General features: G+C 41.6%; 19 protein-coding genes. 13 read left to right on the forward strand and 6 right to left on the reverse strand.

Annotated elements, in window-relative coordinates:
* The 12 genes from tyrA (at position 1) to RM347_RS26710 (ending at position 14227) form a co-directional block, all read left to right on the forward strand.
* On the forward strand, positions 1-1077 hold the full coding sequence (gene tyrA, locus RM347_RS26655) for a bifunctional chorismate mutase/prephenate dehydrogenase (RefSeq protein WP_322717090.1): 1077 nt from the start codon (positions 1-3) through the stop codon (positions 1075-1077).
* 12 nt (positions 1078-1089) lie between these two features.
* On the forward strand, positions 1090-1737 hold the full coding sequence (locus tag RM347_RS26660) for a DsbA family oxidoreductase (RefSeq protein WP_322717089.1): 648 nt from the start codon (positions 1090-1092) through the stop codon (positions 1735-1737).
* A complete protein-coding gene (locus tag RM347_RS26665) occupies positions 1731-2927 on the forward strand; it encodes a 3-dehydroquinate synthase (protein ID WP_322717088.1) in 1197 nt (398 codons plus the stop codon). The genes RM347_RS26660 and RM347_RS26665 overlap by 7 nt, the downstream gene beginning before the upstream one ends.
* Positions 2928-3353: 426 nt before the next feature.
* Positions 3354-5558, forward strand: a complete 2205-nt coding sequence (locus RM347_RS26670) for an anthranilate synthase (protein WP_322717087.1) — start codon at positions 3354-3356, stop codon at positions 5556-5558.
* Between the two features lie 181 nt (positions 5559-5739).
* The gene (gene trpC / locus RM347_RS26675) at positions 5740-6570 is read left to right on the forward strand and encodes an indole-3-glycerol phosphate synthase TrpC (RefSeq protein ID WP_322717086.1); all 831 of its coding nucleotides are present in this window, start codon (positions 5740-5742) and stop codon (positions 6568-6570) included.
* Positions 6557-6892, forward strand: a complete 336-nt coding sequence (locus RM347_RS26680) for a hypothetical protein (protein ID WP_322717085.1) — start codon at positions 6557-6559, stop codon at positions 6890-6892. The genes trpC and RM347_RS26680 overlap by 14 nt, the downstream gene beginning before the upstream one ends.
* A gap of 48 nt (positions 6893-6940) precedes the next feature.
* Entirely contained in the window at positions 6941-7816 is an 876-nt protein-coding gene (trpA, locus tag RM347_RS26685; RefSeq protein WP_322717084.1) for a tryptophan synthase subunit alpha, read from the forward strand.
* Positions 7817-7933: 117 nt separating this feature from the next.
* A complete protein-coding gene (locus RM347_RS26690) occupies positions 7934-9160 on the forward strand; it encodes a tyrosinase family protein (RefSeq protein ID WP_322717083.1) in 1227 nt (408 codons plus the stop codon).
* Between the two features lie 74 nt (positions 9161-9234).
* On the forward strand, positions 9235-10464 hold the full coding sequence (trpB, locus tag RM347_RS26695; RefSeq protein ID WP_322717082.1) for a tryptophan synthase subunit beta: 1230 nt from the start codon (positions 9235-9237) through the stop codon (positions 10462-10464).
* A gap of 129 nt (positions 10465-10593) precedes the next feature.
* A complete protein-coding gene (gene trpD, locus RM347_RS26700; RefSeq protein WP_322717081.1) occupies positions 10594-11703 on the forward strand; it encodes an anthranilate phosphoribosyltransferase in 1110 nt (369 codons plus the stop codon).
* Positions 11704-11915: 212 nt separating this feature from the next.
* Positions 11916-13016 carry a 3-deoxy-7-phosphoheptulonate synthase gene (aroF, locus tag RM347_RS26705; protein WP_322717080.1) on the forward strand — a complete coding sequence of 367 codons (1101 nt, stop codon included), beginning with the start codon at positions 11916-11918 and terminating at the stop codon, positions 13014-13016.
* Between the two features lie 266 nt (positions 13017-13282).
* Entirely contained in the window at positions 13283-14227 is a 945-nt protein-coding gene (locus RM347_RS26710; protein ID WP_322717079.1) for a general stress protein, read from the forward strand.
* 267 nt (positions 14228-14494) lie between these two features.
* Here RM347_RS26710 and RM347_RS26715 read toward each other — a convergent pair whose 3' ends face one another.
* The 6 genes from RM347_RS26715 to iolM all read right to left on the reverse strand — a co-directional run bounded on the left by RM347_RS26715 (position 14495) and on the right by iolM (position 20092).
* Positions 14495-14695, reverse strand: coding sequence for a heavy-metal-associated domain-containing protein (locus RM347_RS26715; protein ID WP_322717078.1), 201 nt, complete (start codon positions 14693-14695; stop codon positions 14495-14497).
* Between the two features lie 688 nt (positions 14696-15383).
* Entirely contained in the window at positions 15384-16193 is an 810-nt protein-coding gene (locus tag RM347_RS26720) for an SDR family NAD(P)-dependent oxidoreductase (protein WP_322717077.1), read from the reverse strand.
* A gap of 246 nt (positions 16194-16439) precedes the next feature.
* Positions 16440-16700 carry a sterol desaturase family protein gene (locus RM347_RS26725; RefSeq protein ID WP_416211877.1) on the reverse strand — a complete coding sequence of 87 codons (261 nt, stop codon included), beginning with the start codon at positions 16698-16700 and terminating at the stop codon, positions 16440-16442.
* 61 nt (positions 16701-16761) lie between these two features.
* Positions 16762-18192 (reverse strand): guanitoxin biosynthesis MATE family efflux transporter GntT, encoded by a 1431-nt coding sequence (gene gntT / locus RM347_RS26730; RefSeq protein WP_322717111.1) that lies wholly within the window; start codon positions 18190-18192, stop codon positions 16762-16764.
* Between the two features lie 118 nt (positions 18193-18310).
* Complete coding sequence (locus RM347_RS26735) at positions 18311-18739, reverse strand: VOC family protein (protein ID WP_322717076.1); 429 nt, start codon at positions 18737-18739, stop codon at positions 18311-18313.
* Between the two features lie 165 nt (positions 18740-18904).
* On the reverse strand, positions 18905-20092 hold the full coding sequence (gene iolM, locus RM347_RS26740; protein WP_322717075.1) for a scyllo-inosose 3-dehydrogenase: 1188 nt from the start codon (positions 20090-20092) through the stop codon (positions 18905-18907).
* A gap of 406 nt (positions 20093-20498) precedes the next feature.
* On the opposite strand from iolM, the gene RM347_RS26745 reads away from it, so the two are divergent.
* Complete coding sequence (locus RM347_RS26745) at positions 20499-21479, forward strand: threo-3-hydroxy-L-aspartate ammonia-lyase (RefSeq protein WP_322717074.1); 981 nt, start codon at positions 20499-20501, stop codon at positions 21477-21479.
* Positions 21480-21523: the final 44 nt, after the last annotated feature.

Here is a 21523-nt window from a genome sequence, read left to right on the forward strand (position 1 = left end):
ATGACAAATTCAGATCAGCTTAAAAAAACTGACCAAAGCTTGATCGCTCTACTTAGCGATCGCCTATCATTATTAGCAGCATCAGAACTTCCTTCTCTAGATGAACAACTAGCTGATGTCGCTCCCCTACTCGCTCAAGCTGGTATTCCTGAGTCTGTTTGGGCAGGTGTGCTAAAGAGTTGCCATGCGACTCTGATTCCTAAATCTGCAACAAATCATGTCAGTCCCAGACAAATTACGATCATTGGTGGACGCGGCAGGATGGGAAGATTATTTCAAGAGCAGCTTTCGACAGTAGGTCACAATGTTAGCATTCTCGAACACGAGGATTGGGAATATGCAGATCAACTGTTGAGTCAAGCAGAATTAGTCTTAGTAAGCGTTCCCATTAAGCATACAGTTGATGTTATCAAGCGTGCAGCTAAATACCTTAGCCCAGCTACAGCTTTGTGTGACATCACGAGTATTAAAACACAGGCAACTCAAGCAATGCTCGAACACCATTCAGGCCCAGTCATGGGTTTACACCCAATGTTTGGACCAAATATCAAATCGTTCTTCGGACAAAAAGTGGTGATATGTCTAGGTCGGAACGATGATTCATTTCAATGGTTATTAGACTTAATTAAAAGTCAAGGTGGAGAGTTAATTGTTAGCACGCCTGAAGAACACGATCAAATGATGGTGATTGTTCAAGCAACGCAGCACTTCTGTAGATTTAGTCTTGGCGTTTTCTTGGCACATAAAAAAATTGATATAGAGCAGAGCCTAACAATGTCAACTCCTAACTATCGTCAAGAAATTGACATTGTTAAACGTTTATTTTCCCAAAACCCTCAATTATGTGTGGATATTATGCTAGCTACAGAAGAAAGATGTAATGCAATTAGCTTTTTAGCTAATACTTACAGCCGTTTAGCGAGACTGGTGGCGAGGAAAGATAGAGACGCATTAATTCAAGAATTTGAAAATACTCAAAGCTTTTTTGAGGAGAAAATTAACACTTTTCTCCAGCCTTTAAACACAACTGTCCAACGAGATTTTAAACCACAGATGCACACAAATATTAGCATTTAAAGAATAAGAGCTATGCTGATAGACATCTTTCACGATCCCGTTTGCCCTTGGTGCAGAATAGGGAAAAAGCATTTGTTTGATGCACTAGCACAATGGGCAGAAAAAGAAGTAGATATCCGCTGGCATCCCTTTATTCTCGATAATACCGTTCCTGCTGACGGGTACGAATTTCGCAGCTTTATGCGAAATAGAAAAGGCATCAAAGCGGAAGAATTACAATATATGTTTGATTCTACGCAATATGCCGGGAAGGCGGCTGGAGTCAAGCTAAATTTTGACAAAATCCGTTTGGCTATCAATACTAAGCTTTCCCACCAACTGATTGCACTCGCACCCGCAAAGGTAAAAAACGATGTCGTAGAAGCCATTTATAAAGCTTACTTTGAAGACGGTTTGAACATCGGAGATATTGACGTTCTGATTGCCATAGGTAGAGCTTACCAAATGGATTCTAGGGAATTACGGCTGCAATTGAGTGATGATGCTGCGGTTAAATCCTTTGTGGCAGAATCAATATTTGCTCGGCCACATGACATCAACAGCGTGCCGTTCTTCATCATCAACAATAAAGTCAAGATAAATGGTTCTCACTCGGTAGAAATGTTCCTTCAAGCTTTGAATCGTGCCGCACTTATAGATATATCAGCAAAAATATGGTAGTTGACATCAAGCAAAAAAGTAGATTCAGCCTGCAACCAATCCATCAACGGGTTTCGGTTACTTTTAACTACGAGGTTTACTTCACCCAAAATTTATTTGAGTTGAAAAACCCCACCTTAGCTCAAGTTATTTCAGCGGATGGGGAGACAAAGCCGAAGAAAGTTGTAGCGATAGTAGACGCAGGAATATTGCAGCATCAACCGGAATTGGTTAAGCAATTAGTAGCGTATACCAAGTTTTATGCAGAGATACTAGCGATCGCAGCCGAACCGATGATAATTTCGGGAGGAGAAGCTGCCAAAAACGATCGCACTTTAGTAGATCAAATCCAGCAACAGATTGAAGCAGCCGGATTATGTCGCCATTCCTACATATTAGCGATCGGGGGCGGGGCTGTATTGGATTTGGTAGGATATGCTGCTGCAACTGCTCACCGGGGAATTCGCCTGATTCGGGTTCCGACGACGGTGTTAGCACAAAATGATTCTGGGGTTGGCGTAAAAAACGGCATCAATGCTTTTGGTAAAAAGAACTTTCTCGGCACATTTGCGCCACCTTATGCAGTTATAAATGACTCTGCCTTTTTGACAACTCTAGACGATCGCGATTGGCGTTCTGGGATTGCAGAAGCCGTCAAAGTGGCGCTGATTAAGGATGCTAACTTTTTTGATTTTATCCACTCTCACACCGCAGCCCTGGCGCAGCGAGACATGGATACCATGCAACAGGTTATCTATCGTTGCGCCCAGTTACACCTAGAACATATTGCCAATAGCGGCGATCCTTTTGAAATGGGTTCGTCTCGTCCCTTGGATTTTGGACATTGGGCGGCTCATAAACTAGAGCATTTGACAAATTATCGCTTGCGTCATGGCGAAGCAGTTGCGATCGGTATCGCTTTGGATAGCACCTACTCTTATTTAGTCGGACTGCTTGATTGTTCAGAGTGGCAACAGATATTAAATACTTTATCAGCGTTGGGTTTCACATTGTATGTGCCAGAACTAGCTGAGAAGTTATCACAACTGGAACATCCTCATTGTCTGTTCCGGGGTTTAACCGAGTTCCGCGAACACTTGGGTGGAGAATTGACTTTAACGCTGCTACAACGCATTGGAAAAGCAATTGAAGTTCACAAGGTGGATTTATTTTTGTACAGGCAAGCAATATCCCTGTTGCGCGAGTTTTAGGATTATTTTTGGTGGCATTGAGGAGTGAATTTTAAATGCATAGGTGCTTTGCCTTCCCGCAGGGTAGGAACACTAAGATTTGATACAAGACAATTTTTCACTACTAACTTGTGAGATTATCTACTACCTTAGAGGGAGGCGAAGAATTTCAAACAGTATTCTCAGGAAATGTACTTGAAAAGCAGTATAAAAAGCGAATAAATTGACACCTAATCGAAAAATTATTCAATGTATTATCTGTTTGATATCTAGTACACTTAAATAAGAAGCAAAAAGTTTTTCATTACATCTTTATAAACGGATCTACAGATTTAGATAATTTGAATTAATTTGACATAGATTTATCTAGATTTGTTTTTAATTTGAAGATAGTTATCAATAATGATTAAGGGCTGCTGACTAATAAATATTTCAGAGAAATTCCCCATGATTTTTGATTCCCGTTCCTACAAAACCCCTGGTGGTGTAAGTGTTTCTCGCTCCATCACCGAAGTGAAGATGGGCATTGCCCTGGAAGATATTCTGTTTCGCTTAAATTCTCAGCGTGGAGGTTTGCTAAGGAGCAGCTATGAATATCCAGGCAGATATAAGAGATGGGCGATCGGATTTGTCAATCCACCATTGGAATTGACTACACAGGGAAATGCTTTTACTTTGATAGCGTTGAATGAACGCGGTGAAGTTCTTTTACCATTACTTCTAGAACAGCTATCTCAGTCAGAACAACTTGAGAAAATTAGCCAAGAGGAGAAGTATATTGTCGGCTTTATTAAACCTGCAAAAAAACTATTTGCTGAAGAAGAACGCAGTAAACAACCTTCAGCATTTACTGTTATTCGTGAAATTCTATATACTTTTTCTAGTCAAGAAGACGAGCACTTAGGATTGTATGGTGCATTTGGTTATGACTTAGTTTTTCAGTTTGAACCAATTACCCAACGCCTAGAACGTCCTAAAGATCAACGGGATTTAGTGCTTTATCTGCCTGATGACTTGATAGTTGTTGACTACTATCAGCAACGTGCATTTCGTCTAGAATATGAATTTGAAACAGTGCATGGCAGCACTAATAATCTTCCTCGAACAGGTGAGTCTGTAGACTATCGCGGAAAACATCTTCTCCCAAATCAAACTGCTGACCATAAAGTAGGCGAGTATGCCAAAAAAGTTGAGGGTGCGCTCGATTATTTTCGCCGAGGCGATTTATTTGAAGTGGTTCCTAGTCAAAACTTTTTTGAGGGCTATGAAGAAGAACCCAGCAAACTATTTAACACCTTAAAGGAAATAAATCCTAGCCCTTATGGGTTTATTTTTAATTTAGGTGGAGAATATCTGATTGGTGCATCTCCAGAAATGTTTGTGCGGGTTGAAGGTAGGCGCGTAGAAACTTGCCCCATTAGCGGCACTATTAGCCGGGGACAAGATGCTCTTGATGATGCGGTGCAAATTCGTCAGTTACTCAACTCCCACAAAGATGAAGCTGAGTTGACCATGTGTACTGATGTCGATCGCAATGACAAATCCCGAATCTGCGAACCTGGTTCGGTACAAGTCATTGGCCGTCGCCAAATTGAATTATACAGCCACTTAATTCATACAGTAGATCATGTTGAGGGGACACTGCGATCGCAATTTGATGCTTTAGATGCCTTTCTTTCCCACACTTGGGCGGTTACAGTCACCGGCGCACCCAAAAAAGCCGCAATAGATTTTATTGAGCAGCACGAACGTAGCGCCCGACGTTGGTATGGTGGCGCAGTCGGTTATTTAAATTTCAATGGAAATTTAAATACTGGCTTAATTCTGCGGACAATCCGATTAAAAGACTGCATCGCCGAAGTGCGAGTTGGGGCGACTGTCCTTTATGACTCCATACCCCAAGCAGAAGAACAAGAAACAATTACTAAAGCTGCTGCTTTATTTGAAACGATTCGCCGTGTTAAGCAAAGCAGTCACAAAATTGATGAATCCAGTTCCATAAAATCAGCTAAAATCCTACCTTGTGCGGCAACTGGCAAACGCATCTTACTAATAGATTATGAAGACTCTTTTGTTCATACATTAGCTAATTACATTCGCCAAACTGGTGCAAGCGTCACCACATTACGTCATGGTTTCTCAGAATCGCTATTCGATACAGAACGCCCTGACTTAGTTGTTTTATCTCCTGGCCCTGGTAGACCAAGTGATTTTCGGGTTCCCCAGACTGTCGGGGCGCTTCTTCATCGCAAAATTCCCATTTTTGGAGTTTGTCTAGGGCTGCAAAGCATTGTTGAAGCTTTTGATGGACAATTGGGAGTTCTCAACTATCCTCAACATGGGAAATCTTCACGGATTTTCGTTACTGATTCCGATTCCGTTACCTTCAAGAATTTACCAGAATCCTTTACCGTGGGTAGATATCACTCATTATTTGCTCTCCCGCAGTATTTACCGAAAGAACTGAAAGTGACAGCGATTTCTGATGACAACGTAATTATGGGTATTGAACATCAGACACTTCCCATCGCCGCCGTTCAGTTTCATCCAGAATCAATCATGACTTTAGCGGGAGAAGTCGGTCTGGAAATAATTAAAAATGTGGTGCGTGCATATACACAGATCGAAGAGTCATTAGTCATTGGTCATTAGTCATTTGTCAAAAGTGCCTCGTTCCCATGCATTCCCAATACTTGTAGAGACGGCGATTTATCGCGTCTCAAAAACCCAAAATTTTTGCCAGTAGCCCTTAACTAAACCGTATTGTATGCATTCCCAGATGGAATCTGGAAACGAGAATAATTAATTATTTCCCCATTCACTCAAGCATTTTATGACTAACCAAGTTACCACTTCTCGCCATATCCTTGAAGAGATTGTGTTGCATAAAAGGCAAGAAGTTGCACAAATGCAGCAGGAATTTCCTTTAGCTTCTTTGCAACAGCAGTTAATTACGGCTCCAACTATCCGAAATTTCTTAGCTGCTTTACAACAAAATCCTAACCAACCTAGCTTAATTGCCGAGGTAAAAAAGGCATCACCCAGCCGTGGGATTATTCGGGCAGATTTTGACCCAGTAGCGATCGCTCAAGCTTATGAACGAGTTGGTGCAGCTTGTCTATCAGTCCTCACTGATCATAAGTTTTTTCAGGGCAGTTTTGATAATCTGCGTAATGTGCGATCGCACGTTGCATTACCCCTACTGTGCAAAGAATTCATCATTGATCCTTATCAAATCTATCTAGCACGGACAGCAGGCGCAGATGCAGTTTTGTTGATTGCTGCTATTTTATCAGACCAAGAACTGCAAAACTTTCTGAAAGTGATTCACGATTTGGGCATGAATACACTGGTAGAAGTCCATACTTTGGCTGAACTGGACAGGGTGCTAAAACTTGACGACTTACATTTAGTAGGAATCAACAATCGCAATCTAGAAGATTTTACGGTTGATTTAGGAATAACACAGCAACTCTTAGCACAGCGTCAGCAATATTTGCAAAGTTTGGATATCACTGTCGTCAGTGAATCTGGACTCCATACACCTGCTGATTTATCTCTTGTTGCTGAAGCTGGTGTCCGTGCCGTTTTAGTAGGAGAGTCTTTAGTTAAACAAAGCGATATAGAACAAGCTGTACGTAGTCTTTTGAGTGCTGAGAGCTGAGGTAAACCTAAAAAATGAAGCTCTGATACTCATTAACGGAGATAAAAGCCTCATTAACGGAGTTCAAAGACTCGTTAACGGAGATAAAAGCCTCATTAACGGAGCTAAAAGACTCGTTAACGGAGATAAAAGACTCATTAACGGAGCTAAAAGACTCGTTAACGGAGATAAAAGACTCATTAATGGAGATAAAAGACTCATTAACGGAGCTAAAAGCCTCATTAACGGAGATAAAAGCCTCATTAACGGAGATAAAAGGCTCGTTAATGGAGCTAAAAGACTCAACAAAAACAAATATAGCGTGGGTATTGCTAATTCCTAAATGTTGATTCTTCCAAAACTATTAACTAATCATTAACTATTTTTCAAAATGACCTCTATCTCCAATTCCTTTCAAACTTTACGCGTTAGCGTTCGCGAAGCGTCTCCGTCAGGAGAAGCTTCTCCGCAGGAGACTCGCCAACAGTGTGCTTTAATCCCCTTTATCACAGCAGGCGATCCTAACTTAGAAACCACTGCCCAAGCTTTACGCATCTTAGATCGTAATGGTGCAGACTTCATCGAGTTGGGCATTCCCTACTCCGATCCTCTCGCAGATGGGCCTGTAATTCAAGCAGCAGCAACTCGCGCTTTGCAAAAAGGGACGAAATTAGAACAAGTATTAGAGATGTTGGAAGCTGTAACTCCTACCCTGAAAGCGCCGATAATTCTATTTACTTATTACAATCCCATTTTGCACCGGGGTATTAAGACATTTTTGGCCCAAATTGCTGCTGTTGGGGTGCAAGGCTTAGTAGTGCCAGACTTACCCTTAGAAGAAGCCGAAGAATTAATCCAAACTGCTGCATCTTTTGGGATTGAGGTAATTTTACTCGTAGCTCCTACCAGTTCTAAAGATAGAATTTTAGCGATCGCTCGTCAATCTCAAGGTTTTATCTACCTGGTCAGCGTTACAGGTGTAACAGGTATCCGCGCTCAAATCCAAGACCGGGTAAAAGATTTAATCACAGATTTGCGAAGCGTCACTGATAAACCCATTGGCGTTGGTTTTGGTATTTCAGGGCCAGAACAAGCGCATCAAGTCATGGAATGGGGAGCAGATGCCGTGATTGTTGGTAGCGCCTTTGTCAAACGTTTAGCTGAAGGTAGTCCAACAGAAAGATTACAAGCAGTAGAAAAGCTTTGTCGGGAACTGAAAGCAGCAATAACCCCATTATCCCTGCAACAAGTTGTTTCCGCAAAATAAAAAACTCTCTCTTTCTTCCCTCTCTGTACCCTCTGCGCCTCTGTGGTTCGATAAAAAATAACGAACCGCAAAGGGCGCAAAGGTCGCAAAGGAAGAAATATAAAGGAAATCTTGGCTATGAAACTCCTGCTGAAATCTGTCAAAATATTAATCTATAGCTTACTTATAGTTAGCGCCTGTGCTGTTACAGTCTTCGCCCACGATCGCATTGGCTACGGACAAGACAAACACTATAGGTATGAAAATCTTCGGGGACAGTACGCTCAATTAGCTGTAAGAAAGAACGTGACTGACCTGACACCAGCAGAGAAAGCAGCCTTTGTCAAAGCTATCAAAACCTTAAAAACTACAATTCCCGCAGGTAGCAAGCTCAGTATTTACGATCAATTCGTTGCCATACATCTAGGGGCAACACGCTTGATTCATAACCATAAAGGACATTCCGATGGTTCCGTTCAGGAACTTGCTCATGAAAATGCTGCATTTTTCCCTTGGCATCGAGAATATATCCGTAGATTTGAACAAGCTTTGCAAGCAGTAGACCGAACTGTTACTCTCCCATACTGGGATTGGACAGATGCCAAAGCACTTGATGTTATTTTTAACGATGACTTTCTTGGTTCTAACGGTCAAGGAGTAACCATCAAAATTCCAAATCAGGGAGATTTTACAGGCGGGCCTGTACAAACTGGGGCTTTTGCTGCTGTAAATGGCTGGCTTATGAATCCAGCATTAAACATTGACCCTGATACCGGAACATCATTAGGTACATCACTTGTACGCTTTCTAAAAGTACCTCCTGCCAGTGATTACCCAGTGCCCAAAAAAGATATTGAGCGTGCCCTGAGTCTTAATAACTATTCTCTATTTCGCCCAGCGTTGGAAGGATTTATCTCTGTAGATGAACAGGGTAAAGTCACCCCTGGAGGATTCATCCACAATTACATTCATGGCTTAGTCGGCGGGGTACGGATAGACGCAAGTACGACACCCATAACATTTAAGGGTTTGGGTACCATGAGCAATATACCAAGTTCCCCTTATGACCCAGTGTTTTGGTTGCATCATGCGAACGCAGACCGCCTCTGGGCTGAATGGCAAGAAAACGGTCATAAAGGTAGCGATTTTTATCCTGCCAATGGCCAGCCTTATGGACACAATCTTAAAGACCTAATGTGGCCTTGGGACGGTGGTATGTCTACCCCCAAAGCTACAGCGTTAGGAAATTTACTATCCCTATTACCAAATTTTGACTCTGATGATTTGGTACGCCCTATAGACGTTTTGAATCACAGGGAACTGGGCTATACCTACGAAACCTGGGAAAGGAAAACGCAAAGATGATTTTAGCTGTGGCATAAGTTCTAAAAAGTTAGAACGAAAGTAAAAAATACTTGAACATAAAAGGATTTTAACTAGTGGTAAGCATACAAGACATCAAGACTGCAACTATCCAACCAGATTCTTTGGGCAGGTTTGGAAGATTTGGCGGTAAATACGTCCCCGAAACCTTAATGCCTGCATTAAGTGAGTTAGAAGCAGCGTTTCATCAATATCGCGATGAGCCGAGTTTCCAAGCAGAACTGCAAAACCTACTGCGCGATTACGTCGGACGACCCAGCCCATTATATTTTGCTGAACGCCTGACAACAAACTACGCTAGACCAGATGGCACAGGGCCACAAATTTATTTAAAGCGTGAGGATTTAAATCATACAGGCGCTCACAAAATTAATAATGCTTTGGCTCAGGTTTTGCTAGCTAAACGCATGGGTAAGCAACGGATTATTGCAGAGACAGGCGCAGGACAACATGGCGTAGCGACTGCAACTGTGTGTGCGCGGTTTGGTTTGAAATGTGTGATTTACATGGGCATCCACGATATGGAACGCCAAGCCTTAAATGTCTTCCGCATGAAATTAATGGGGGCAGAAGTTCGCCCAGTAGAGGCAGGTACGGGAACTCTCAAGGATGCAACTTCTGAAGCAATTCGGGATTGGGTTACGAATGTAGAAACAACCCATTACATCCTCGGTTCTGTTGCCGGGCCTCATCCTTACCCGATGATTGTGCGTGACTTCCACGCGGTAATTGGTGTAGAAACCCGCATTCAGTCCCAGGATAAATGGGGAGGATTACCAGATATTCTACTGGCTTGCGTGGGTGGAGGTTCCAATGCAATCGGCTTATTCAATGAATTTGTGCATGAACCTTCGGTGCGTCTCATTGGAGTGGAAGCGGCAGGTGAAGGTGTAGATACAGAAAAACACGCTGCTACCTTGACAAAGGGAAGAATAGGTGTATTACATGGTGCAATGAGCTATTTATTGCAAGATGATGATGGTCAAGTCATCGAAGCCCATTCAATTAGTGCCGGATTAGATTATCCCGGCGTTGGTCCTGAGCATAGTTATTTAAAGGATCTTGGTCGCGCCGAATATTACAGTGTGACTGATAAACAGGCGTTAGATGCATTTCAAAGACTTTCGCAACTAGAGGGAATTATCCCAGCTTTGGAAACTGCTCATGCGATCGCATATCTCGAAACCCTTTGTCCTCAGTTAAAAGGCAGTCCCCGCATCGTCATCAATTGCTCCGGTAGAGGTGACAAAGACGTGCAAACCGTCGCCAAAGTCCTTATTCCTTAATTTGTTATTTGTCATTTGTCCTTTGTCCTTCGTAAATCACAAATGACCAATGACTAATGACTAATGACCAATGACCAATGACCAATGACTAATGACTAATGACTAATGACTAATGACTAATGACTAATTATGATAGCTCTAACTCAAATTCCACCTGATAACACCTACATCCCTTCTGAGTTCTACAACTGGCCAGCTTTATTACAACAGTTGCTAAATCGGCAATCGTTGACGGTTCCCCAAGCTGCGGATCTCATGCAAGGTTGGCTCACAAATGCCATTCCGGATGTCCTATCAGGAGCGATTTTAGCCGCAATTCAAGCTAAAGGCGTATCCGCCGAAGAATTGGTAGGCATGGCCAGCGTCTTACAATCGCAATCTTCAGAGACGCGATTAATCGCGTCTCTACATACTCCCTTAATTGACACCTGCGGAACTGGTGGAGATGGCGCTTCCACCTTTAATATCTCCACTGCTGTTGCCTTTGTTGCTGCCGCCGCCGGGGTAAAAGTTGCTAAACATGGCAATCGTTCGGCATCTAGCAAGACCGGTTCGGCTGATGTGCTGGAAGCTTTGGGGATAAATCTCAACGCCACTCCTGAAAAAGTACAAGCCGCAGTGGGTGAAGTTGGAATCACCTTTTTGTTTGCTCCCGGTTGGCATCCTGCACTCAAAGCGATCGCTAATTTACGAAAAACTTTGAAGGTGCGGACTGTGTTTAACTTACTCGGCCCGCTAGTAAATCCCATGCGACCAACGGGGCAGATTATTGGTGTGAACGATCCGCTTCTACTAGAGGAGATTGTGCAAGCTTTATCCCAATTGGGATGTCAGCAAGCGATCGCAGTTCATGGACGCGAACGTTTAGATGAAGCTGGTTTAGCAGATGTCACCGATTTAGCTGTACTCCAAGATAAAAAGGTGCGTTCTCTAACGCTGAACCCTCAAGAACTTGGTTTGAATTTTGCCCCAACTGCTGCATTGCACGGTGGAGATGTCCAAGAAAATGCCGAAATCTTGAAAGCAGTTCTCCAAGGGAAAGGCACTCAAGCGCAGCAGGATGTTGTCGCTTTAAATACAGCCCTGGCACTCCAAGTTGGTGAAGCCATTCATGGAGAAACGGATATTTTAGCCGGTTGTGTCAAAGGTATTACCCTTGCGAAGGAAATTCTGCAAAGCGGCGCAGCTTGGACAAAACTAGAACAACTTGCTGAATTTTTGCACGAATCACCAAGGTAGAGGCGCAGCACAGCCTAAGAAAAAATTGAGGTTTGAAACCCTCATGTAGAGACGCGATTTATCGCGTCTTGAAAAACCAATTATCTACACCAATAACCCTTAACCCAACCGTATTGTAAAACCCACGGAGTAGGTTTTACCTCGTATAAATGCGGTTTCTAACCGCCCTTTTAATCCTATTTAGACCCAAAAACATACACAAGGAAAAACAGATGATTATCATACTTAAGAACGGTACACCTGTTGAGGAAATTACTCGCATCAGCCAAGAACTGAGTGACACTTGGAAAGTCACGGTAGAAAAAAGCATTGGCACTCATAAAGTTGTCTTAGGGCTAATTGGTGATACCACTAGCATCGATAAATTACAGGTTCAAGAGTTCAGCCCTTGGATTGAGCAAGTATTACGGGTGCAACAACCTTTCAAGCGGGTAAGCCGAGAATTCCGACATGGAGAAGCCAGCGAAGTTGTCGTTCCTACACCTAATGGTGATGTCTATTTTGGCGAACATCACCCTATTGTGGTGGTAGCTGGGCCTTGTTCCGTTGAGAACGAAGCGATGATTGTCGAAACCGCAAAGCGCGTGAAGGCAGCAGGAGCGCAGTTTCTGCGTGGCGGAGCTTACAAACCTCGCACTTCACCTTATGCGTTTCAAGGTTATGGTGAAAGCGCTTTAGATTTATTAGCAGCAGCACGGGAAGCTACTGGTTTGGGTATCGTCACAGAATTGATGGATGCTGCCGATTTATCAGCAGTGGCGAGAACAGCTGACATAATCCAAATCGGAGCGCGGAATATGCACAATTTTTCGTTGCTCAAAAAGGTAGGCGCTCAAGATAAACCAGTGCTGCTGAAGCGGGGGATGTCTGCCACAATTGACGAGTGGCTGATGGCAGCAGAATATATTTTGGCATCAGGAAACCCAAATGTGATTCTTTGTGAACGGGGAATCAGAACCTTTGATGGTAAATATGCCCGCAATACTTTAGATTTATCTGTGCTTCCGGTATTGCGATCGCTCACCCATTTACCGATTATGATTGATCCTAGTCACGGTACGGGTAGGTCTGAATATGTTCCATCTATGGCAATGGCTGCGATCGCAGCTGGTACAGATGCCTTGATGATTGAAGTTCACCCCAATCCCGCAAAAGCTTTATCTGACGGGCCGCAATCTCTCACCCCTGATAAATTTGACCGCTTAGTTCAAGAAATGTCAATTATTGGCAAAGTAGTCGATCGCTGGTCTACACCTACATTTGATAGCATTAATGACAACCGCATTCTCTTCGCGCCAAAACTATCAAAGTAGACAGAGGGTAATCTCAGCTGATTTTTTGTGAATGGCTAAACCCGATCAACAGATTTTTTAAACAAAATAATCCGTTGGTCGGGTTTTCATCAGCACGAAAGACTGATTATTGTAGAGACGGCGATTCATCGCGTCTCTTGCCTTAACCATAATAATTTTTATTACTTAGGATAGTTCCGAGTTAAATTAGATTGTATTTAACATTACAAGGTAATGAAAAACTAGATATGTGGGGAATTAATTGACCCTGCTACCAAGGAGTAATAATGGTTTTAAGTCAATATCAACGTGCTGTAGGCGTATTTACTCATCGTCGAGATGCAGAACAGGCCCTACATGAGTTGAGAGATTCTGGCTTGGCGATGGACAAAGTATCTGTAGTTGTACAGAATGCAGATCGCAATCATGAAATTACCGAGGATGAAATTAAAGAGCGCACTGGTGATAAAGCCGACGAAGGTGCAACAGTAGGAGGGCTTTCAGGGGGCGCTGTTGGTGGATTGACTGGTTTATTAGTAGGTCTTGGGACTTTAGCAATCCCTGGAGTTGGGCCAATAATGCTGGCTGGCGCAGCTGCAACTGCTTTGGTTACAACCCTTGTTGGTGCAAGTATTGGTGCTGCTACTGGCACTTTTGCTGGTGCGCTAGTTGGTTGGGGAATATCGGAAGAGCAAGCTAGAGCGTATAACGAGCGAGTAGAGCATGGGCACTATTTCATAATCGTGGATTGTACATCTTTTGAAATTGCTAAAGTAGAAGCAATCCTACAGCGTTGGGGTATTGAAGAGTTTGGTATTTACGAGCCTCTAAGTAGTGAGCAATTACCTACAAATCCTGCTACTACCATTCCTAATAAAAGTGGGATTTTAAGTAAGTATGCTGTTAGTTGTTTTGATAACATAGATAATGCTAAATCTGCAATTAACGATATGTACATAGCAGGTTTTTCAGCAAACCAGATGTCTTTAATTTGCAAAGACTTTTCTCAACTTATTGGGTTAACTGGTATTAATTTAAGTGAGCGCTTTGACGCTATGAGGCTAGGAATAGCAGATGAATGGGCACGTTTTTACAACGAGCAAATTTCTCAAGGCAATTACATACTTATCGTTAGTGGCACAGACAAAGAGCTTGAGCAGGCTAGCTTGATTTTGGGCAATTATGGAGTTCAGGAATGTCAAATTTATGACCCGATGTTAATTCGTACTTGAAAACGAGTCCCGGAATTTTAACAAGTTGTTCAGATCAAACAAATATACAGTAATAGTTTCAAAATTCTACAGTCTTTAGCTGTATATGTTACAGCTTATAAGTCAGGTAGAAAGCCAAGTATTTCAAGGATGTCAGAACAGGAAAATATTTTTTATTAAGTAGAGCAATTAATAATATTCCGCCCGTTTTCCGGGCGAATATATGACTAAGCAATTGTGCTAGCTAAATTACTTCATCTAAATCTCCTCAGAAATTTATAAATGTAATTAATAGCCTTCTATAGTATACCCAGCAGATTGGACTATCTGTTTAATTGTCTCTTCAGAAGCCGCAGCTTCTACAGTTACAGTTTTTGCATTAACGTTCACATCTACTTTGGCATCAGATTCCATAGTCTGAATAGATTTAGTTATTTTCTTGGCGCAGTCATCACCTTTGATATCCGGAACTGTCAATTTAATTGCCATTACTTACCTCTTTACGTCAATTGTAATTTCTATTTAATAAATATAATAATATTTGAGATAGTGAGCGCACATCTTACTATAGTGAGGGAATTGGGCATCCAAAAGATAGTAATAAATAATAGCTATAATTAAATAGTTATTGACATAATTTATAGGCAGTAAAACAAAATAAGATGCTAAAAGATATCAAGTTATTTATGAAAATCCACTTAGTACTACTAACTTCTAAAAATCCGCTTTTTTAGTTTGTTCTGATGACTCCACTAGAGATTGCAGATTCTCCTAGAGGCTTTCCTGTTCGACACAGTTGTTCTCGCAGCACTGCCTGAACATACAAACGTTTATACGTAAGTCACAAAACCTTTTTATTTGTAGTTTTTAACTATTTTTATGCTCCAGATACTTCAGCCCAACTTTCACAGCATATATATATATCGAAAAAGCAGCTATCTTGTGACATATATCTACTGTGGGCTTCATAACAAAAACCTTCAGTGACGCAGTTGTGCTAGAAGTGTTAGCAATAGGGTTCGGAAAAGAGAAAGTTATGTGTTGAGGTAAACAGGGGAGGCAGGGGGAGAAGAAGAGAAGGTATTGTTTAATGACTCTTTTTCCTCCTCTGCCTCAAGAACTTGGCCCCAATTCATGTCACTGTTCTGCAACGCCGAAAATAGTATTAGATATTGGACTACCTACTTTTTTTGAGTTCGTGCATACTTCTCACAACCTTTGTTACTAAATTTCTGGGTGTAAATCTGACGCTTTCAGTCAATATCTTATTTCTCATCCCAGGAACAACAACAGTTTTGTTTTTCATTAAACCCTGATAACCAATCTTAGCAACGGTTGCTGTATCCATCATTCTGTTAACGCTAGCAATCTTTGAATCTTCCATTGCAGCTGTTTGTTGAAATTCCGATGCTGTTGGCCCCGGACAAAGAACAGTCACACTTACACCTGTGCCCTCTAATTCATTAGCGATCGCTTCTGAAAATGATAAGACATAGGCTTTAGTAGCGAAATAAACTGCCATTAGAGGCCCAGGTTGAAAAGCAGCAGCTGAGGCCACATTTAATATTTTTCCATAGTCTTGCTCGACCATATCTTTGAGAAATAACTTTGTTAAATGAGTCAGACTCACCATATTTACCTGTAGCATTTTCAGTTCAATGGTGAGGTCTGTTTCACTAAATGCTCCATAAGTACCAAAGCCAGCATTGTTAACCAGCACATCAATCTTGATGGATGCTTGCTGTAGTTCTGTGAAAATTTCCTCTGGGGATGTTGGGATAGATAAATCCTTAGCAAAAATTTTGACAAAAATACCAAACTTTTGCGGAAATTCTAGATGAATTTCCGCAAGTTTTTCTTCATTTTTGTCCACTAACACAAGATTATATTTATGACGAGCAAAAATCTGGGTTAATTGATAGCCGATTCCACTAGCTGCTCCTGTAATTAGAGCAGTTTTTTGCCGACTTTCGGATGTTTTATTCATGTGACAAAAATGACTGGTTTGAATTAATTAATTTAACTTTTATAAAAATAGCTATAGCAATATATAATATTAATATTTGCTGTAGCTATTTTTATGGTGAAGAAAATGATCCAAGCCACCTGAAATGAGTATGCTTCGATCCAGGATATTAGACGCAAATATAAAAATCTGTATCCATATAAACAAGAATATTTAAGAGGATATTTGAAAAGTCCTCTTGTCAGTAGCAAAACGTTTTAGACCCACCTAATGGCAAATGGTATTTCCTATCCTATGGTTAGGGTGTGCTCTTTGAGAGGAAATAACATTGAATTTGGAGATTCCGTGATGGATCTTGTGAAAACGCCAAAGAAATATAAAAGAATGGTCTAATCGATGAAACCAATATCTTTGGAAGTCTATCAATACAAAAAATATCACCACTTGAAGCCAAAACGGAACCCCTATAGTGACAAGTCCCCAGTTTCCTGTTCCTAATGGAAAATCTTTGAGTAAATCCCCAAACATGAGTGCTACAACAACTATAGTTGAGAGGTCAGCACAAGCGTTAATGCCCTTTCGTGAGATTTCATGAAGCTTGAGTCTTTTGGGCAGGAACAATATCTTCTGTCGTTAGTTTCAAGGTTCTAGGGATCTGAATTCCCTGCACTGCAATTCTAGTCACCATGAATAAAGACATCGCCAACCACAACAGATGGACACTCTGTAACTTCCAAGCCAAGGCTGCTGTGGGAATAAACCCTAACCCAGTTGCAATAAAAGCTGCATTCCGGAGTATTAATGCTTCTGCCAAACCAAAGAAATAAGCCTCAATTGAGACGACGAAGGCATACAGCGCCAGTACGCTCATTAGCCAGAGAATATAGCGATCGCTCTGGGTGGTTATTTCCGTATGATTTGTCAGTAGCCCAAATACCGTCTGAGGAAACAGGATGCAGGTAAGGGACATGGTAATTGCAAACATCAGAGTCACGCCTACAGAAACGCCAAGCAGTGGCACCATCCGCCTCTGCTCGTTTGTGCTATGAAAGTTGCCTGTCAAGGTTTCTGTTGCATAAGACAAGCCATTGAGTATTTGAATTCCTAGCGTCATCAACTCAAGCAGCAAGACATTTTCCGCAAAGGCGATTCTTCCCATCCCAGCAAACAGATTGGTAAAAGCCCAAAAGGTAAACCCAACCGCCAGTGTCCGCACAAAAAGCTCCCGACTCAAGGCAAAAGTCTCATTCCAGGCAGATCTGTCCCAAAGCTGAGGCGCGACGGCACGGATCTCTTGCCACTGGATTTCACTCTTGACCCAAATTAGTCCAAGCACCATCATGAGAAATTGGCTCAAAGCTTGTGCCAAGCCTGCTCCCACGCTGTCCCAACCCGCTCGCAGAATCATCTGGTAACTTAAGACGATGTTAAGGACGTTACCAAAAGCCGATAAGGCCAACACTTTCTGGCTCTGTTCGCGCCCCATCAACCAGCCGAACAGCACCATATTCACCAGAACCGCAGGTACACCCCAAATCCGCATGTTGAAGTAGTCCACTCCAGCCGCTTTCACCTCTGGAGCATTGTTCAAGACAATAAACCCCAACTCTCGCAGTGGGTATTGTAGGAGCAAAACAGCAAATCCCAAGCTGAGGGCAATTAAAACATTCCGTAAGCCTAGCAGTAGTACTTCCTCTCGATCGTTCCTTCCAGTCGCCTGAGCAGTTGTGCCAGTCACAGAGAGACGCAAAAAATTGAATGTTCGATAGAAGTAATTAAACAGAACTGTCCCCAGTGCAACGCCAGCTAAATGACGAATGTCTTGCAAGTGTCCTAAAAAGGAAACACTAACCATTCCAGACAACGGCACCATTAAATTGGAGAGCATATTCGCGATCGCTAATCTGAAATAGCGAGGAATCCATCGGTCTTGCAAGTCATTATTTCCTAACATTTGGAATGAGTTAGCTGATGCGATTGGATATTTAGCTAATTCGTTATTTTCGGCGAAACACCACACCAAATTGTCAAATTGGTGATTTGGAATTAGTTGTAAATAAATTTCCTACTATTTTAATCACGAATTACGTTTGCAACGTAGGAACTTGATTACAAATTACGAATTATTTTAACCCCTGTCAAACCCGTTCTTCTATTTGCGTATAATCATAATACCCAAAGATTGCTTCCGGGTGACGATAATGTTTAAACTCTATCAAGTTATAGAAAGGATCTTCTAAAAAAAAGGTGTCATGCTCTATAAAAGAATCAGCAAAACGGAGTTCAGGTTTTTGTCTAAAAGTGAGCTTTTGTTGCTCTGCCTTTGAAAGTACTTCTTCCCAATCACTTTTTAAGCTAAAGACAATTCCGCAATGCCTGGGGTATATAGGTTGAGGTACAAGGGTTTCTTTAGTCAAGAAAGCAACAAATTGATGTCCGTGGAGATTAAGAATTAAAAGTTGACGGTTTTCTCGACCAGGAATACAACCCAAACCATCGACATAGTATGCTTTTGCCAGAGCAAGGTCTGTCACAGGGAAGGTAAGATGAAATAAAGTTTTGTTCATTGCTAAATACTACTCTCAAAAATTCAAGGTAAGGTAATTAATCGCTTGTTTTAAACTCCTAATAGTATGCTGGAGTAGCCAACAATATTATAGGTTTAAATGCATCACTGATATTAATATCGCAGGCAATAATTCAGCTAGACAAGTAACTATTTTCTGATTATCTTATACAGAGTGCATATTAATTAGTATTTTTCCATCTTTTCTGGAACGCGAAGACTCGAAAGCATTTAAGATGTCTCTCAAGGGGAAAGATGAAGTTACAAGTTTTTCAATTCCACAAAGTTTTCCTTTGTGAATCATGGCGATTACGTTATTAAATATGCCATACCCAGAATGTCCGCGAGAACCTACTATTGTATGTGCCCCACTTACAAGACTATTCAAATCTATAAATGCTTCTGACTCTGCCCTACCTAAATAAATAATTTTTCCTCTTTTGCCAATATTTCTTTCCATCATTGGGATGGTATATTTAGCTGCTCCTGCGGCTTCAACTTGGATATCGGCTCCCCAACCTCCTGTAATTTCTTGAACCATTTCCGAGAAATCATTTGTGGAGGCTATATTGTAAGCGTAATCAGCTCCCATTGATTTAGCAAGATTGAGTCTTTCTTCAATAGAATCAACTGCTATTACTATTGCTGCACCTGCTGCTTTAAGTAACATCACAGCACCTAGTCCAATTGCTCCTACACCATAGACTATGGCAAATGCACCAGGTAAGAAACCGTTTCCCGATATAAAGATACCGTTATAAGCACAACCGATAGGTTCTATTAAAGTACCTATTTTACAAACCTCTTCAAAGGAATATTTTTCTTGTAAGTGATTAAGTTTCCAACAATATTTGGCTTTGAGAGTTATATATTCAGCAAAGCCACCATCTACTGTTAATCCCAACAGTTCTACATTTTCACACTGATTAGGCATTCCTGTGCGGCAAGGTGTACAGTGTCCACACCATAAAATGCTTTCTGTAGTTATAATATCACCCTGGCAAAACCCTTTAACTTCTTTACCAACTTCGACGATTTCACCTGAAAGCTCATGTCCTAAAACAATGGGTAACTTGGTAGGACCAGAAAATAGAATATATCCTTCTTTATCTGTCTCATAAACGTGAGTATCTGACCCACAGACACCGCAATATTTAACCCTTATCAGAAGCTCATCATGCTTAAGAACCGGGAAGCTTTTATCAACAATTTTAAATTGTGGATCTTTCCAAGCAAGGCTCCCTAAAACACCTAAATTTTTGTTCAGGTTTTGCTTTTTGGGTGCCCATATAGCTTCAGCCAGTAATGCTTTCATTAAATAATTTCCAATTACTTGTAATGAATGATTTTTCACAGAGGGATTTCTCACCCCCCGCGATGCTTGTAAGCGGATTGTCTTGGTAAAACACTGGAGCAGAATACTATAGCAGTAGTTTGTAAAGTATCATAATGCATGTGTTAATTGTGACAACATGCTACGGGAAATTATTGAAATATGATTTGAATATGTATATGCTCTAAGTTTTTCAATGAAAATACAAGGACAGTTAAGACAGTTAAGCAAAAAGATATTAAAGTTTTAATATCTTTTTATTTGCTTGATTACAAAACAATACGAATTGACAAGTGGAAAAAGTGGATTTAGTAGGATGTTTTATAATAACCCTTGATTATCATGTATGTAACAGGGTAAGAGCATCTCAATCAGGCATGACACAAGGAATCAGAAGAATCTAATGTATTGGTAGTGGTAATCATCAATGCCACAGTATAATTCCGTTGCTATAACTGACGTGCAAGCAGCACAAGAACGAATTTTGGGGATTGCCCACCGTACACCAGTGCTGACTTCTAGAATCGTTAACGATCGCACCAATAGCCAAGTGTTTTTTAAGTGCGAAAACTTTCAACGCACAGGGGCATTTAAATTTAGAGGGGCGTACAATGCCCTAGCCCAACTATCGGTAGCACAAAAACAAACAGGCGTTATCACCTATTCATCGGGAAATCATGCCCAAGCGATCGCTTTAGCTGGACAATTACTAAATATTCCCACCACTATTGTCATGCCTGATGATGCTCCCGCTGTCAAACAAACTGCCACTCGTGGTTATGGTGCAGAGATAATTTTATACAATCGCCAAGAAACAAACCGGGAAGAATTAGCCCAAAATTTAGCACGCAATCGCTCTTTGACACTCATTCCCCCTTACGATCATCCTCATGTAGTCGCCGGACAGGGGACAACTGCTTTAGAACTGATCCAAGAAGTTGGTGAATTGGACTTACTATTAGTTTGTTGTGGTGGTGGCGGATTACTTTCAGGATGTGCGATCGCAGCCAAAGCACTTTTACCTAATTGTAAAGTAATCGGCGTAGAACCAGCCCTTGCCGACGATGCTACCCGCTCCTTTCACACCAAAACCCTGCAAACTGTCAAAAATCCTGATACCATCGCTGATGGTGCGCGTACTCCTAGCCTTGGTCAAATTACTTTTCCCTTAGTGCTGCATTACGTCGATGATATGGTGACGGTATCAGAAGAAGCGATTCTTCGCACCATGTTTTTCTTGTGGGAACGTCTGAAAATTGTAGTTGAACCCACTGGGGTATTAGCTGCTGCTGCTTTACTCGAAGGTGTGGTGACAGCACCAGAAGCGAGAGTTGGTGTCATCATCAGCGGTGGAAATGTAGATTTGGCGCAAGTTGGTAAATTGTTTTCTGGGGGATTGAAAAGTTAAATTCCCAATTGAGAAACTGCGATGCCTAGGTTGGGCTGCGCCTA

It is taken from the genome of Nostoc sp. ChiQUE02, from assembly GCF_034531305.2.
GTDB lineage: Bacteria > Cyanobacteriota > Cyanobacteriia > Cyanobacteriales > Nostocaceae > Nostoc.